The organism is Rhodopirellula halodulae (assembly GCF_020966775.1).
In the GTDB taxonomy this organism is placed as follows: domain Bacteria; phylum Planctomycetota; class Planctomycetia; order Pirellulales; family Pirellulaceae; genus Rhodopirellula; species Rhodopirellula halodulae.
The window spans coordinates 1,543,713-1,558,750 of the sequence record NZ_JAJKFV010000029.1; the positions used below are offsets into that span (position 1 = coordinate 1,543,713).

Annotated in this window: 12 protein-coding genes and 1 other RNA gene; 10 read left to right on the top strand and 3 right to left on the bottom strand. The window is 55.0% G+C overall.

Annotated features, from left to right (window positions below; genetic code table 11):
- Nucleotides 1–30 precede the first annotated feature (30 nt).
- Nucleotides 31–717, bottom strand: a complete 687-nt coding sequence (locus LOC70_RS18520) for a DUF2141 domain-containing protein (RefSeq protein WP_230255471.1) — start codon at nt 715–717, stop codon at nt 31–33.
- 326 nt (nt 718–1,043) lie between these two features.
- On the opposite strand from LOC70_RS18520, the gene ffs reads away from it, so the two are divergent.
- The 7 genes from ffs to LOC70_RS18555 all read left to right on the top strand — a co-directional run bounded on the left by ffs (nt 1,044) and on the right by LOC70_RS18555 (nt 8,157).
- An RNA gene (gene ffs, locus LOC70_RS18525) (signal recognition particle sRNA small type) lies at nt 1,044–1,138 on the top strand.
- A 58-nt stretch (nt 1,139–1,196) separates the two neighbouring features.
- Nucleotides 1,197–3,089, top strand: coding sequence for a DNA polymerase III subunit gamma/tau (dnaX, locus tag LOC70_RS18530; RefSeq protein WP_230255472.1), 1,893 nt, complete (start codon nt 1,197–1,199; stop codon nt 3,087–3,089).
- Between the two features lie 80 nt (nt 3,090–3,169).
- Nucleotides 3,170–3,556 (top strand): YbaB/EbfC family nucleoid-associated protein, encoded by a 387-nt coding sequence (locus LOC70_RS18535; protein WP_230255473.1) that lies wholly within the window; start codon nt 3,170–3,172, stop codon nt 3,554–3,556.
- Nucleotides 3,553–4,152 (top strand): recombination mediator RecR, encoded by a 600-nt coding sequence (gene recR, locus LOC70_RS18540; RefSeq protein ID WP_230255474.1) that lies wholly within the window; start codon nt 3,553–3,555, stop codon nt 4,150–4,152. The genes LOC70_RS18535 and recR overlap by 4 nt, the downstream gene beginning before the upstream one ends.
- Before the next feature lie 108 nt (nt 4,153–4,260).
- Nucleotides 4,261–5,751 (top strand): RNA polymerase factor sigma-54, encoded by a 1,491-nt coding sequence (gene rpoN, locus LOC70_RS18545; RefSeq protein WP_449314298.1) that lies wholly within the window; start codon nt 4,261–4,263, stop codon nt 5,749–5,751.
- Nucleotides 5,751–7,004, top strand: coding sequence for a S1C family serine protease (locus LOC70_RS18550; RefSeq protein WP_390889088.1), 1,254 nt, complete (start codon nt 5,751–5,753; stop codon nt 7,002–7,004). Before rpoN ends, LOC70_RS18550 begins: the two co-directional genes overlap by 1 nt.
- Nucleotides 6,982–8,157, top strand: a complete 1,176-nt coding sequence (locus tag LOC70_RS18555) for a D-TA family PLP-dependent enzyme (protein WP_230255477.1) — start codon at nt 6,982–6,984, stop codon at nt 8,155–8,157. The genes LOC70_RS18550 and LOC70_RS18555 overlap by 23 nt, the downstream gene beginning before the upstream one ends.
- A gap of 4 nt (nt 8,158–8,161) precedes the next feature.
- Here the strand turns inward: LOC70_RS18555 and aroE are convergent, their stop codons facing one another.
- On the bottom strand, nt 8,162–9,652 hold the full coding sequence (gene aroE, locus LOC70_RS18560; RefSeq protein WP_230255478.1) for a shikimate dehydrogenase: 1,491 nt from the start codon (nt 9,650–9,652) through the stop codon (nt 8,162–8,164).
- 161 nt (nt 9,653–9,813) lie between these two features.
- On the opposite strand from aroE, the gene LOC70_RS18565 reads away from it, so the two are divergent.
- The 3 genes from LOC70_RS18565 to folP all read left to right on the top strand — a co-directional run bounded on the left by LOC70_RS18565 (nt 9,814) and on the right by folP (nt 13,505).
- Nucleotides 9,814–11,145 carry an outer membrane protein assembly factor BamB family protein gene (locus LOC70_RS18565; RefSeq protein WP_230255479.1) on the top strand — a complete coding sequence of 444 codons (1,332 nt, stop codon included), beginning with the start codon at nt 9,814–9,816 and terminating at the stop codon, nt 11,143–11,145.
- Between the two features lie 99 nt (nt 11,146–11,244).
- The gene (locus tag LOC70_RS18570; RefSeq protein ID WP_230255480.1) at nt 11,245–12,591 is read left to right on the top strand and encodes a coproporphyrinogen-III oxidase family protein; all 1,347 of its coding nucleotides are present in this window, start codon (nt 11,245–11,247) and stop codon (nt 12,589–12,591) included.
- On the top strand, nt 12,588–13,505 hold the full coding sequence (gene folP / locus LOC70_RS18575; RefSeq protein WP_230255481.1) for a dihydropteroate synthase: 918 nt from the start codon (nt 12,588–12,590) through the stop codon (nt 13,503–13,505). Before LOC70_RS18570 ends, folP begins: the two co-directional genes overlap by 4 nt.
- 33 nt (nt 13,506–13,538) lie before the next feature.
- On the opposite strand, the gene LOC70_RS18580 is transcribed toward folP, so the two are convergent.
- Nucleotides 13,539–15,023: a RecQ family ATP-dependent DNA helicase gene (locus tag LOC70_RS18580; RefSeq protein WP_230255482.1), complete on the bottom strand. Its 1,485-nt coding sequence runs from the start codon at nt 15,021–15,023 to the stop codon at nt 13,539–13,541.
- Nucleotides 15,024–15,038 lie beyond the last annotated feature (15 nt).

Here is a 15,038-nt window from a genome sequence, read left to right on the forward strand (position 1 = left end):
ATCGCGAGAAGGAACGCAAAACCGTTTGATTCAGTAAATCTGAATGTTGATGACTTCTTCGGCTGATTCGGGCCGATCGATCACGGCGTCTTCAAATGCGGGAGGACCAAACTTACCGCGAGCATCATTGCTGAATCCGTATCTTTCCGAAGGGATGCCGAATTGATTGCGGGTCAGGTCGCCATCGTTGTTGCTGTCGTGAAAGGCCGCGATGGCAAAACGTTTTGGTAATTGCGAAACCGGAATCGTGCAGGACGCGACTCCGTCGGGCTGAACGGGAAGTTGTGCCGCCAGCAAAGCGTTTTCGCGATCATTGAACGACTGTTCCGCGTTGTAAATCGCGAGCCATACCAGTGAGTCGCTGGGAATGGCTCCGATGACGCGAATCATGATTCGTTCAGAGTTGTCCGCCGGTGCGGTTGCAAAGTCGCCCGAAGCCGCCATTTGCAGAACGACCGAATCACGTTCTTCTGGCGGGGTAATCGCGGACGCGTCGGGGAAGGCTGGTGGCCGGAATTGATTTTGGCGATAGGTCAGAATGCCAATGCCGGTGAGGAACACCAGGGTGGCAAAAACCATGAGCACCGACCCGTGGTTTTCTTTCCAGCGTTCCGGAAGTGATTGCCAAGCATTCCAGGTCGTGTCGAGCTCGAGGGACTCGTCCAAGTCCGGTTGAATCTCGTTCTGGAAGTTGTCCTCAGATTCCATTGCATTCATAACCGACTAGATCCAGCCAAAAAGGCTCCCGCGAGATTCGATGACGGCGGACGACTCGGTCCGGGCTCATCGGATCGCCCAGTCGCCGAGGGCTCGCAATTCAAAGGAGACGATTCCTAAGCGTAACCGAAAAGACCGATCGATGCGATGAAGAACACGACATGTCGACAACGTCTGCATCTGCGTTGTTCCGTAGCTCGACCGTGAAAGTTTGGCCGCGAACGGCAAACGGTCGAAGTGTCGGAGGCAGACTTTTCCAATCTCTGGTCGAGATGGGTTTCGCAAATCGAGGGTGTGATTTAAACTGCCCGAGCGATCTGCCCGATGGTGGCGACCCTTGCGACTGTGAGTCGTGAACCTGGTCAGGCCTTAACTGGAGCAGCCATAAGCGGTGTAACTTTGTGTGAGGGTTGCCGCCACCGTGCAGACGCCAATGCCAGCCGATTTCCCAGCTTGTTTCTTTGAATTCACGTGAATCTGTGAGCGACGATCATTCTGCGGACAACGGGTCTTACGTCGTTGTCGCAAGACGCTATCGGCCGCGAGATTTCACGCAGTTGGTTGGCCAAGACCATGTCGCCCGTGCTTTGCAGGGGGCGATTGAGACCTCTCGCGTTGGTCACGCTTATTTGTTCACCGGGGCACGGGGGGTCGGCAAAACGAGCACCGCTCGTATCTTCGCCAAGGCCTTGAACCATCCCGATGGGCCCACCGCGAATCCGGACAACGACAGTGATGTTGCCCAAGCGATTGATTCGGGCGAAGACGTCGATGTGATCGAGATTGACGGTGCGAGCAATCGCGGGATCGACGAAATTCGTTCTTTGCGAGCGAACGTTGGGGTTCGGCCCAGCCGTTCTCGGTACAAGATTTACATCATCGACGAAGTGCACATGCTGACGGGAGCTGCGTTCAACGCGCTTCTGAAAACGCTGGAAGAGCCGCCCGAGCACGTCAAGTTCATCTTCTGCACGACGGACCCGGAAAAGATTCCGATCACGGTTCTGAGTCGTTGTCAGCGTTTCGACTTTGCACCGGTCGAGAGTGACAAGATCGTGGGTCGTCTTCGCGAGATCGTTGAAGCCGAAAACAACACGGTTGATGACGAAGCTTTGGAGCTTTTGGCTCGGCGTGCCGCCGGTTCGATGCGGGACAGCCAATCGTTGCTGGAGCAAGTGCTGAGTTTTAGCGATGGTCACCTCACGGCCGAGCACGTTCATGCGATGCTGGGCACGGCCGACGATCAACGATTGCATCGATTGGCCGAAGCCATGGCCGATCGCGATGCATCGGCTGCGTTGTTGCAAATTGACGAAGCCATCGCGGCTGGTGTCGACGCCGGCCGATTGGCCGAGCAGATGCTGGGATACTTTCGCGATCTCATGGCGGTCGCGGTCGGTTGCGAAGCCAGCTTGATGAGATACGCCGCAGCATCGATGCACGAATCGTTGTCAGCATTGGCCAGTCGTTGGGGACTGCAAACCGTTTTGGCGATCGTCGGGTTGGTCGATGAGACTTTGGTTCGCATTCGGCATAGCGTGCATGCTCGCGTCTTGCTGGAAGCGACCGTGATTCAGGTTTGCCATTTGCCCGATCTGCAGGCGTTGTCTGACTTGACCGCGGCGACGTCGGGTGCCAGTGGCAAGGCTGGCGGCGAAAAAAAAAAGCGAGTAGCGGCTAGTCCCGCTCCAGCTTCAGCTCCCTCGCCCCCGCGGAACGATCCTGCTGAAGTGCCCTCCGGTGATGGTTCGGCGACGGTCAGAGTCGATACCGCATCCAAAGCCGCGGGGAATCACTCGGCGACACCTGCGAGTGCACCGGTTGCTTCCGCGTTAGCGACCGCTGCAACGACGCAAGCCGCTGTCAGTCCATCGTCGACGGCAACCGCCGCTTCGGCAACGGTCGAACAGTCGACGGCTGCGGTGGCTACTGCGGAACGGGCTTCGACGACGTCCATTGAGGGCTATCCGCCGATTTCGAGTGCCGAAGCAAAGTCGTGTTGGCCGCAGGTGATTCAAGAGATGGATCCGATGACGGCGACCTTAGCAAAAGCTGCTGAGCGAGTGGATTCACCCGAACCGGGAGTGCTGAAGATTATCTTTCCAGGCAACTCTGGATTGGCGATGAGTCGGTGCCAGTTGCCTGAACACAAAGAAGAAATCACTCGGACGGTTGCCCGTGTGACAGGCAAGCGTGCTAATTTGCAGTTCGAGGCAACCGAGGTGAAAAAGGTGGCTCCGGTCGCGACCGCGAAACCAAAGAATCGAAATCGCATGCAGCGAATGCGCGAGATTCAAGCCAACCCTTTGGTTCAATCGTGCGTCGAACTGCTCGGTGCAGAAATCGTTCGCGTTGACACGCCTCGCGGTTGACATCGCAGCAAAGTGAGCTGTTCCGGCGGCTTTGTTGATTCCTCGTCGTTCATGACTTTTTTCTCCGGATAGGACCCAACATGTTCAAAGGCCTTGGCAATCTCGGCAACATCGCATCGATGGTTGGAAAGCTGCAAGAAATCCCGCAGAAGATGCAGGAGTTGAACGAGCAGATGAGACAGGAACGCGTCTCGGCCAGTTCGTCATGCAATCACGTGGAAGTCGTGATGAATGGAATCGGCGAAGTGCAATCCGTGACGATCGCACCTGAAATCCTGGGCGTAGGTGGTGGCGAAGTGGTGTCTCCTGAAACGCTGGAGCACGCCGTTCGTGATGCAACCAATGCGGCGGGCGCCGCAGCCAAGCAACTGTATGCCAGTGCGATCAGTCAGCTCGCATCGGACATGGATCTGAACATGCCCGGAGTGGACGGTTTGCTCACAAGTTTGACAGGCGGGAATGGATGAGCGGACATGCCGGCGCCGTATCGGATTTGGTCGATCAGCTCAGCAAGTTGCCGGGCATTGGTCGCAAAAGTGCTGAGCGGCTCGCATTTCATTTGCTTCGCGTCCATGAGGACGAAGCGTTGGCCTTGGCGGCGGCAATCCAAAAGGTGCGGACGGACGTTCGGTACTGCTCCGTATGTTTCAACCTGTCTGAAACCGAGCTGTGCCGGATTTGCTCCGATCCCAAACGCGATGCGACTCGATTGTGCGTGGTCGAGCAACCGCGAGATTTACTGAGCCTGGACGCGTCGGGCGTCTACACCGGGCTTTACCATGTACTTTTGGGAAGGATCGCTCCCCTCGATGGGATCACGCCTGATCAGTTGACCATCGATTCGCTGGTGGAACGTGTTCGGACAGGAAATTTTTCTGAAATCATCATGGCGACCAATCCAACGGTCGAGGGTGACGGGACGTCTTTGTATCTGTCCAACTTATTGCAGGAATTTCCGGTGGAAATCACTCGTCTCGCGCGCGGGATTACCTCCGGAAGTGTGCTGGAATATGCCAACCGCGAAATAATTGCCGATGCGTTGACGGGTAGACAGAGGCTATAATCCGGTAGTCTCTGGCGGATTGGCACCGAATTCGCTCACCCGGTTCCGGCTGTGGTGGCGAACACCCTTTCGATTCGCGTCACGCATTCCAGAAAGATTCTCATGCGGATGTCAGTGGGGCTTCAGGCCCGGCAAACTCAAGTACAAAAACTCGCTCCACGGATGATCCAATCCATGGAGATTCTGCAGATGCCCACCATGGCATTGCAGGAACGTATCGAGCAGGAGATGAACGAAAATCCGTTGCTGGAACAGCAAACGGTCGATCCGCTCAATCCAGATGAGGGTGACGATGATTTGCCCGATCGAGACACCCGCAGCGAGAACGAAAAAGAGCTCGTTGTCGATAACGACCATGACAACAAAGACGACTTTGAGCGTTTGCTAAACATGGACTCGGATCTGCCGAGTACGTTTGATGACTCGTTCCGGCAAAGTGCCAACCGGATGTCCGAAGATGCTGATCGTCGCCATGACATGATGGCGAACGCTCAGTCGCGTCCCGAGTCCCTCAATGACTATCTTTTGCATCAGTTAGCGGAAATGGACATTGATGATGAGGTGGAGCAGATCGCCGAGCGAATCATCAGCACGCTGAATGCATCCGACGGCGGATACCTGCGTATGCCGCTCGCGGATCTCTTGCCATCGAATCATTCCAAAGAAGACTACGCCAAGGCCGAAGAAGCGTTGTCTGTGGTCCAGTCTCTGGAGCCGACCGGTATTGCAGCCCGCGATTTGAGCGAGTGCTTGATTTTGCAACTCGATTCGTCGCACGAGCACTTTGAGGAGTTAACGGTCCTCATCCGCTCTCACCTGAATGACCTCGCAGAAAACCGATTGCCGCAGATCTCGAAAAAGACAGGCTTCTCGATCGAGCTGATCCAGGATTTACGCGAAGACCTCCACTTGCTGAATCCAAAACCTGGCGCGGCATTTTTGGAAACTTACGTTCCGAACGTGACGCCCGACATCATCTTGGAACAGGACGAATCCGGTGAGTATCGAGTTCGTTTGGATGATGACCGCGTGCCAACCTTGTTCATCAGCGAATACTACCGCCGGCGTTTGCAAGCGTCCGACTGCACGGAGGCGGAACGCGAATTCATCAAGCAGAAAATCAATGGTGCGCAGTGGTTGATCGATTCGATCGAGCAGCGTCGCAGCACATTGACGCGTGTGGCCGAGGCGATCGTCGAGCACCAAAAGCGATTCCTTGATGAAGGTCCAGAGGCGATTGAGCCGCTCAAGATGCAACAAATCGCTGACAAGGTCGGCGTGCACGTCACGACGGTCAGTCGTGCTGTGGATGACAAGTGGATTCAAACGCCTCGTGGGATTCTGCCTTTACGTCGATTCTTTGTTGGCGGAACCCAGACCGAAGATGGCGACGATGTGGCTTGGGACACGATTCGATTGAAACTGCAAGAGCTGATCGACAAAGAAGACAAGAGCAAACCCTACAGCGACGAGAATCTGGTCGACGAACTGAAGAAGGCGGGGATGGCCGTCGCTCGCCGAACAGTCACCAAGTACCGAAAGAAAATGGGTATCCCAAGTAGCCGTCAGCGTCGCGATTGGAGCCTGACCGCGTCGTGATTTCATCGTCCACTCGATCCGCAATCGTTGTCCTGGTGATGATGAATGTGGGACTGATGTGCGTTGTTGCTGTCCTTCTCCTTCGCTCACCCGATGCCGAAGGGGAAACATCTGAAAAGCTGGAATCCGTCGCCAGCGATGATTTTCGAACTCGGTCGTTGGAGCGGCCCGTTCCGACCGGTGCCGTGATCGAAACCTCTGGCAGCATGTCTGACGCGCAGTCACCTGCGGATTTAGGCAAGCAGGTGCAGGTGACGTCGCCTTCCTCCGGTGCGGTCAATCTGGCGGATTCGGAAGCTCGGACGATCGAATTGTTCCGGGTGACTTCGCCTTCAGTGGTGCACATCACGACCTCGAAGGTTTCACGTGATTTCTTCAGCATGAATGTTCAAGAGATCCCTCAGGGCAGCGGAACCGGTTTTGTTTGGGACAAATCCGGTCACATTGTGACAAACAACCACGTCATTCAAAACGCGGATGTGGCGATGGTGGCGTTCGATGATCAAACCAGCTTTCCTGCGAAATTGGTTGGAGTTGCCCCGGACAAAGACCTTGCCGTTCTGCGAATCGATGCTCCCGCTGAACGATTGCGACCCATTCCTCGTGGAGTCTCCGCGGACCTGGAAGTCGGAAGAACCGCTTTGGCAATCGGCAACCCTTTTGGTTTGGACCAAACGCTGACGACGGGGGTTATCAGCGCGTTGGGGCGAGAGATCAAATCGGATTCGGGAATCCCGATCAAGGATGTGATTCAAACTGACGCGGCAATCAATCCTGGAAACAGCGGTGGTCCACTGTTGGATCGATCGGGCCAGCTCATCGGTGTTAACACCGCGATCTACAGTCCCTCAGGAGCCTACGCAGGGATTGGGTTTGCGATTCCCGTTGATACTGTACGTTGGGTGGTGCCGGAATTGATCGAGCACGGCCGAATCATTCGGCCGGGCATCGCCATCACGGTCGCAAGCGATTCGATGAGCAAGCGATTCAAGTTGCCGCCCGGTGTGTTAATCCTGGATGTGCCGGAACGGAGTATGGCGGCGAAAGCAGGCCTGTTGCCGACTCGACGGACTCGGTTCGGCGACATCGTTCTCGGCGATATCATCACCAAAGTCGATGCAATGGATGTTTCATCGACGTCGGATCTGACGCTGATCTTTGAGAACTATGAAAGTGGCGACACCGTGAGTGTGACTGTCCTTCGCCAGGGGCGGGAAGTTCAGGTGCCAGTTGAACTCGAAACATTGGATTGAACCGATTCCTGATCGTCATTCAGCCAGTCAACAAGCGTGGTACGAAGTCACCAACGTTGATGAAATTGCCTCCCCTGCACTGCTCCTGTATCCGAAGCGAGTCGAGGCGAATGTGAAGCGGATGGTTGCGTCGGCGGGTTCGCCGGACCGCCTTCGCCCGCATGTGAAGACTCACAAAATGTCGGAGGTGGTCCGTCTAAAATTGGCCGCGGGTGTGACAAAGTTCAAGGCTGCGACAATCGCTGAAGCTGAGATGACGGCGGAAGCGGGGGCTCGCGATATTTTGTTGGCGGTTCAGCCCGTTGGGCCGACAGTCAAACGATTGACGCGCCTGGTCGAAAGCTTTCCGTCCTGCAAATTCGCTTGCCTCGTTGACAACATGGAAACGCTGCATGAGATGACGGATGATTGGAATGGACGCCGATCGCGATTGCCGGTTTGGTTGGATGTCAACGTCGGTATGAACCGAACGGGTGTGGTCCCAGGTCTCGCTGCCACCGAGATTGCCCAGTCATTGCTTGCGAGCGAAAGCTTGGAGCTGGCGGGGTTGCATGTCTATGACGGTCATCTGCATGTGACCGATGTTCAAGAATTGAAGGCGATGTTCGACGCATCGTTGTCGCCATTCTGGGAATGGTACACGTCGCTCGATTCCGAACTTGGCGTTCAGCTGACGATTGCAGCGGGAGGAACACCGACATCCGCGTTGTGGCAAGATGTGTCGTTGCAGCGTGGAGTGGCGGTGGAGACCGGCGCGGGAACGACCGTCTTTTGGGACTCTGGGCAGCCCACGTTTTCGCCACCGATGGACTATGAAACAGCCGCTCTGATCATGGCTCGTGTGATCAGTCGCCCCACGCCGACCAGCGTGTGTTTGGATTTGGGGCACAAAGCCGTTGCATCCGAGATGCGGTGGCCACGCGTTGCTTGGCTGAATCTTCGTAACGACGGCGAGTTAGTAACTCACAACGAAGAACACTTGGTGTTGAATTTTGACCGGTCGATCGATCTGAAATGTGGAGCGGTCATTTATGGAGTGCCCACGCATATCTGTCCGACGGTTGCGCTGCACCAGCATGCCCACTGCGTGCAGGAAGGTCGGGTGACAACGCGTTGGAAGGTAGCGGCTCGTGACCGTGAGCTGAATTGCTAATGGTCTAGTTCAACTGAACCGGGTTGGTTGCTTCCTTGATTTTCTTCCGCATCAACTCGGTCGACGCTTCCTGGCCTGTGAACAGTTTGTACTGATACGCTGCTTGGCGGACGAACATGTCGACACCGGTGATCACCCGGGATTGCTTTTGTTTTGCCTGTTTGATCAGCAAGGTATTCTCCGGATTGTAAACCGTGTCGAAGACGACCATGAACTGGTTGAGCGCCGATTGGTTGTACGGCGTGTTATCGACATCGGGATGCATACCGATGGGAGTGCCGTTAACAAGCAATTGCACTTTTGTGTCGTGACGTTCTTCCCAGTCGACAACGCGGCAGCCAATGTCGGCCGCCAGCATCTCGGCTCGTTCACGGGTTCGCGAAGCAATGGTGACGTCGCACTTGCGTTGGCGAAGTCCCCAAGCGATGGCCCGAGAGACGCCACCCGCACCGAGGATCAACGCCGTTTTTCCTTGCATGGAGTTTTCCGTGCCACGTTGGATCTTGAATGCTTCTTCGATGCAGTCCATTGCCGCGCGGTAGTCTGTGTTGTAGCCCAGACGCTCGTCGCCGTTGAAGATCATGGTGTTGATTGCACCGATCCCCGTGCAGCTGGATTCGGCTTGCGTGCAATACTGAAGGGCAGCTTCTTTGTGCGGAATTGTGATGCTGATTCCTTGGATACCAATGCTGCTGCAGGTGTTCATGAACGATTGCAGATCGTCCTTTGGGATGCGAAGCGGCAAGTATCGGGCGTTCAGGCCTGCGTCCACGAAGGCAGCATTGTGGATCAGCGGACTGTGGCTGTGCGCGACTGGATCAGCGATCACACCGAACAAAGCGGTGTCTTCTTTGATCGTTTCGTAGTGATAGATGCTGTTCATCTCCTTCCAGTTCAGTTGCCCGGGAGCCAGTTTCTTGTCGGTGCTGAACGTGGCATAAGTAAATGGTGATCCGACACGGTTCGCCAAAATTCGCGTCAGCATTCCGATCTCACCCATGCAGATCCCGATGGTTGGGATTTTGGAGTTCTTGCACAGGTTGATCATTCGGATGTTGTCCGAGAAGGAATTGGCCATGCAGGCGATCTTGACGATGTCAGCATCTTCGGCCGCCATGGCTTCGTGCAGTTCTTCCAGGTTCTCCGGCGTGCCGCTGAAATCGTGGTAGCTGATGATCCGTTTGGTGTCACCATAGCGGGGGATTTGGGCCGCGACGTCAGCTTCAATGTCGACGTATTCCACACCGGCGGCGATGGTGCTTCGTAGCAACATCATCCGGTCTTGTTCGGACCGTTCCCAACGTCCGCCGTCTTCTTTCCGTCGAACGGTGGCGACCACGGGCCCCGGACGGTCATTTAAAAGGCGTTTCAAGTCGACGGCTCGCGAGATGTAATCGAGTCTCAATTCGACGAGTTGGGCGCCTTGTTCGACCAAATATTGATGTTCGGCAATCATGCGTTTGTGACGAGCACGGCCGAGACTAACACAAATCATTGGGATTCTGTGGACGGAGAAGGAGTTGGGGAATCGAGGGCCAATTGGATGGGGCGGACATCACCACCCCGCTATAATAGTCGGCAACGCTTTATTGGGCAGTACCGGTCCCGTTTCGATGAGGCGTTTGGCCTTTTGTGACGACGATTTCGAGTGAGTTGATGTTTTTGTTTTTTCATGAACCCAATCGCCGCAAGAGACTCAAACGGTTGAGTCCTCTGTGGTTTTGCTTGGTGCTCTGTTTTGGCGTGCTGGCATGTTCGAACGTGCATGCCGATGACGCCCTTTCGGCTTGGCCGACCGCCCGAGGCGATTTTGCTGCGACGGGCGCCACAGCGACGACTCTAGCGAAGGACCTCCAACTTCTTTGGGAAACCAAAACCGCGGAAGCGATTGAATCAGCTCCCGTCAGTGATGGTGAACGAGTTTACGTGGTGGACGTGATGGGTGGGCTGGAAGCCTTGGCTTTTTCCAACGGGCAATCTGTTTGGAGGCATGAACTCGACACGGGGTTCAGTGCTTCTCCATCTTTGTATCTGCCTTCCTTGATCGGGGAAGAATCCGGGAGGATTCAAACTCTGGATGTGGGGAAAGTCGCAGACGATCCGGTTTTGAACGATTCTTGGGCAACTTGGTTGAAGAGCGAGCGACCCGTGCTCGTATCGGGTGATGTCGAAGGCAATGTGGTCGCCTGGGACCCGGCGACCGGAGATCGTCGATGGGAAGCGTTAACTGATGGAGAGATCAGTGCATCACCTTCTTTCTTTATTCATCGAAGCTTGAGCGACGAGGGGGCGGTCGTCATTCAAGTCCGTGTATTGGTCACCAGCCAAGACGGCAGCCTGTATTGCTTTGCAATGGAAGACGGCAAACTGGTTTGGAAATACGAAACGAATGACCAAATTCGCTGCGGAGCATCCGTCGGAGACGGCCAGACTTTCTTGGGTGGTTGCGACGGCGGTTTGCACGTCGTGGACTTGAGGACGGGACAGGCGATGCGTGAGCCCATTCCTCTCGGTGGGCCCACTGGCAGTACCCCCGCGATCCGTGACGGTCAGTTGTATGTACCGATCATGGACGGCGTGCTGTACGCATTTGCTCATAATTCCGATCCGGAAGAGGAGGTCTCGCCAAAATGGGAGTACCTCGATGACGAGCGAAACCAAGAGTATCGAGGAAGTGCGGCGGTTAACCAAGAATTGGTCGTGGTCGCAAGCCGAAACAAGACGGTGGACGCAATCGAACGGGAAACGGGAAGGCGTCGTTGGAGGATGACTCTGCGAAGGAGAGCGGATGCATCGCCGGTGATTGCGGGGCAGGATGTTTGGGTTGCTTCCACGGACGGTCGTTTAGTCCGGCTGGACATTGCGACCGGTGACGAAAAATGGAACTTCGAAATTCGAGGTGCCTTCATCGGCGAACCGGCCATCGTGGGGGATCGCTTGATCATTGCCGACGATGAAGGCGTCGTCCGATGTTTTGGTACTCGGTGATGACGCCGTTGGTCGAGTTTTGGAATGGGCACACCGGTTCGGTGTTTGCTGCGATTCCGTTATCCTGAATTGAATCTTTCGCATTCCAAAGAGAAATCAATGACGACTGCATCGACCCAAAGTGAGTCTCGCGAGAAAGAGCCTGAAGGCAGCAAAACAGAAGTCGGAAGCTACTTCATCAGCAACTACCCGCCTTACAGTCAGTGGAAATCAGATTCGCTCGACGACGTGAAGCAGCGGATGCAATCAGCGCCGAGCAACGAGAACCCGCTGGGACTGTACCTGCACATTCCCTTTTGTCGGAAGCGTTGCAAGTTTTGCTACTTCAAAGTTTTTACGGATGTGAATGCCGCGGAAGTGCAGCGTTATGTGGATGCACTTTGCAATGAAATTTCGATGGTGAGTCAGCTTCCTGTGATGGGCGACCGTCCCTTCCGGTTCGTCTATTTCGGAGGAGGAACCCCCAGTTTTCTCTCTCCCAAGCAACTGACCAAACTGGCCGACCGCCTTCGAGAGCACATCACTTGGGACGGTGCGGAAGAAGTCACCTTCGAATGTGAACCAGGAACGCTAAGCGAGACTAAGGTGAAAACGCTTCGCGACACGATGGGCGTGACTCGTCTCAGCTTGGGCGTGGAGAACTTCTCGGATAAGTTGCTGGAAGAAAACGGGCGAGCTCACTTGTCCAAGCAAGTCTTTGCTGCTTGGGAATGGATCGAAGCGGCACAATTTCCAAACGTCAACATTGATCTGATTGCTGGGATGGTCGGAGAGACATGGGAGAACTGGCGTGACAACATTCGCCGCACAATTGATATGTCACCGGAGAGCGTGACGATCTATCAGATGGAGTTGCCGTTCAACACGGTCTACAGCGCAGACATCCTGGGCAAGAAGATTGAAAGCCCAGTCGCAGATTGGCAGACCAAGCGAGATTGGGTGAGCTATGCGTTTGATGAGATGACATCCGCGGGCTACAAGGTCAGCAGTGCCTACACGCTGGTGAAGGACACTGGCAAAGTGAACTTCTCGTATCGCGACAATCTTTGGCGTGGTGCAGACTTGCTCGCCACCGGGATCGCCAGTTTCGGTCACGTTGCGGGGGCGCACTATCAAAACCTTCCGCACATGGAGCAGTATCTGAGCACCATCGAGGAAGGCAACTTGCCTTTGGGGCGTGGTTTCGTGCCAACCGAACGGCAAGCATTGATTCGCGAGATGATTTTGCTTTTGAAACGAGGCTATTTAGAACTGGATTACTTTCAAAACAAATTCGGAATCGACATTGTGGAAGAATGGCGATCCGTTTGGGGCGACTACGTTGAGCAGGGCCTAGCCGAGTTGCATTCTGACGAAGTGCGTTTGACACGAGAAGGTTTGTTGCGGGTGGATTCGTTGCTGCCAGCGTTCTTTGAACCTGAGCATCAAAACGTTCGTTACACATGATCGGTCCATCGGTTTGGCAGACGTCCAAACGCCGCTTGCAGATTGGCCGACGTCCGTTGGTTATGGGCATCCTCAATGTGACCCCTGACAGCTTTTCGGATGGCGGACGCTTCGTTCAAGCCACGGATTCTTTGGCAAGTCAGACACACGTTGAAAAGGTAGTGCAGGCCGCTTTGCAAATGCGGGCTGATGGGGCGGACATCATCGACATCGGTGGTGAAAGTACTCGGCCTTACAGTCAGCCTGTTGACGCGGAAACCGAGTCCGCTCGCGTCATTCCCGTGATTGAGCGATTGGTGTCAGAGTGTGATGTCCCGATCAGCATTGATACCAGCAAGGCAAGTGTCGCTAAGCAGGCGATGATCGCCGGCGCGGAGATCATCAACGATGTTACTGGATTGGAGGGTGATCCAGAGATGGCCTACGTCGCGAAAGAGTGTGAGTCGGGTGTATGTGTGATGCACATGCAGGGCACGCCCCAGACCATGCAAGATGACCCTTCGTACGAAGATGTGGTCTCCGACATCCGGCAATATCTCCAGGATCGCCTGCAGAGCTGTCTCGACTTCGAAATTGATCGAGAACGAATTTGTCTGGATCCGGGCATCGGGTTCGGTAAATCACACGACCACAACTTGGAGCTGTTGCGTGCGACTTCACAGTTCGCGTCGCTCGGAGTGCCGATATTGATCGGTCATTCCCGGAAAGGCTTCATCAAAAAAGTGCTGAAGCGAAGTGGACGCATTGACGAGGGAGAGAACGGCGATGCGAACTATGATCCTCTCGCGGGAAGTCTCGGTGTTTCACTCGCTGTCGCAGCGGCAGGAGCCCACGTCATTCGCGTGCATGATGTTGCACAAACTGTTCAGGCGATGGATTTGTTCGAGGCATCGGGCGGTCTGGGGCCGATCTAGAACCCCGTGCCGTCGCGTGGTGACGCGAAACAGCTAGAGAACTTCCTTGCCTTTCAAAAAGTAATCGTTCAAGAAGGCTTGGCGTTCGCTTGCGGAGATACTTGCGAATTGAACCATCGCGTAGAGGCGTTTTTGATCGCGCTGACGTTTCTCGCTCAGCCAATCATTGTCTCGAAACTGTTCTGGTAATTCCCCGATTAGCCGAAAACATTCTGGTTCTCGTGGTCCTGCAACAACACCATGACGGTCCAACATTGCCAGCGCCGTGTCAACTCGGTGATCATGCGGGCTCACGCGTTGTAGTTCCCTTCGTAACCAGTCGATGCCGTAAGCGATGCAGCGGTCGGAGTGGTCTTCCAATGCAAACATCAAGCGGTCATAGAATTCCGCATCGGGGTTGGCCCACTCGATGAACTGCATTTGTGTCATCAGGTCCTCCTGATCGTACAGCCAAAGGCATCTGCTGGGCTGTCCATCACGTCCCGCGCGACCGATTTCTTGATAGTACGATTCAATGGAACCCGGAGTCTCGACGTGTACGACCAAGCGGATGTCTTCTTTGTCGACCCCCATGCCAAAGGCGGGCGTCGCGAGCACCAATGGGATTTGCCCTGACATGAATTGGTTTTGAATGCGTTTTCTTTCACGGCGCGAGAGGTCGCCGTGGTAGCTGACATGTTCGACGCCGTACTCGCGAAGAAGATCGCTGAATCGTGACAGTGTTTTGATGAGGGAAAAGTACAGAATACCTCCGCCCTCAATGGCTTCTGCAGAAGAGAAAGGAGGCGAGGTGAGAGCGTCCAAGATTGCCTGTCGTTTTTCGTCCTCACCCATGACCGGTAGCACATCGATCTGCAAGTTGGGGCGGTCAATGCCTTCGTGAAATAGCTTGATTTGCTTTGGTTGGAGCCCAAGTTGCGTTGTGATGTCCGACCGGCATTCTGGGGTGGCCGTTGCCGTGAGCGCGATGGTGGTTGGATTGCCGAGTCGTTCGCGTATGTCAGCGACTCGACTGTAGTCCGGTCTGAAGTCGTGCCCCCATTGGCTCACGCAATGGGCTTCATCAACGGCGAGCAAGCGGATGTTGCGTCCGTGAATTGCCTCCTCAAATTCGGTTTTACGGAAGCGTTCAGGAGTGACATAGAGCAGTCGGTAGCGGTTGCTTTTCAGATTGTCCTGCCGCCGTAGCCGTTCTTCGCGGTCCAGTGACGAGTTGATGAAGGTCGCATCGATTCCTCGTTCGAGCAGTTGATCGACTTGGTCTTGCATCAGTGCGATCAATGGGGAGAGCACGATTGTCAGATCGGCCCCTTGGCCAAGTAAGGCAGGAATCTGAAAGCAGAGGGACTTGCCACGTCCCGTTGGCATGATGACCATGGCGTGCTCTCCGCCCAGCACATGTTGGATGACCGCGGATTGGCTCGGGCGGAACTGATTATGGCCAAAGACTGTTTGCAAAGTCGACTGTGCGTCGTCGAGGGGATGTACAGTACGTGATAGCGGTGTGGAGTCACCCATCGGCGAGGTTGTTTT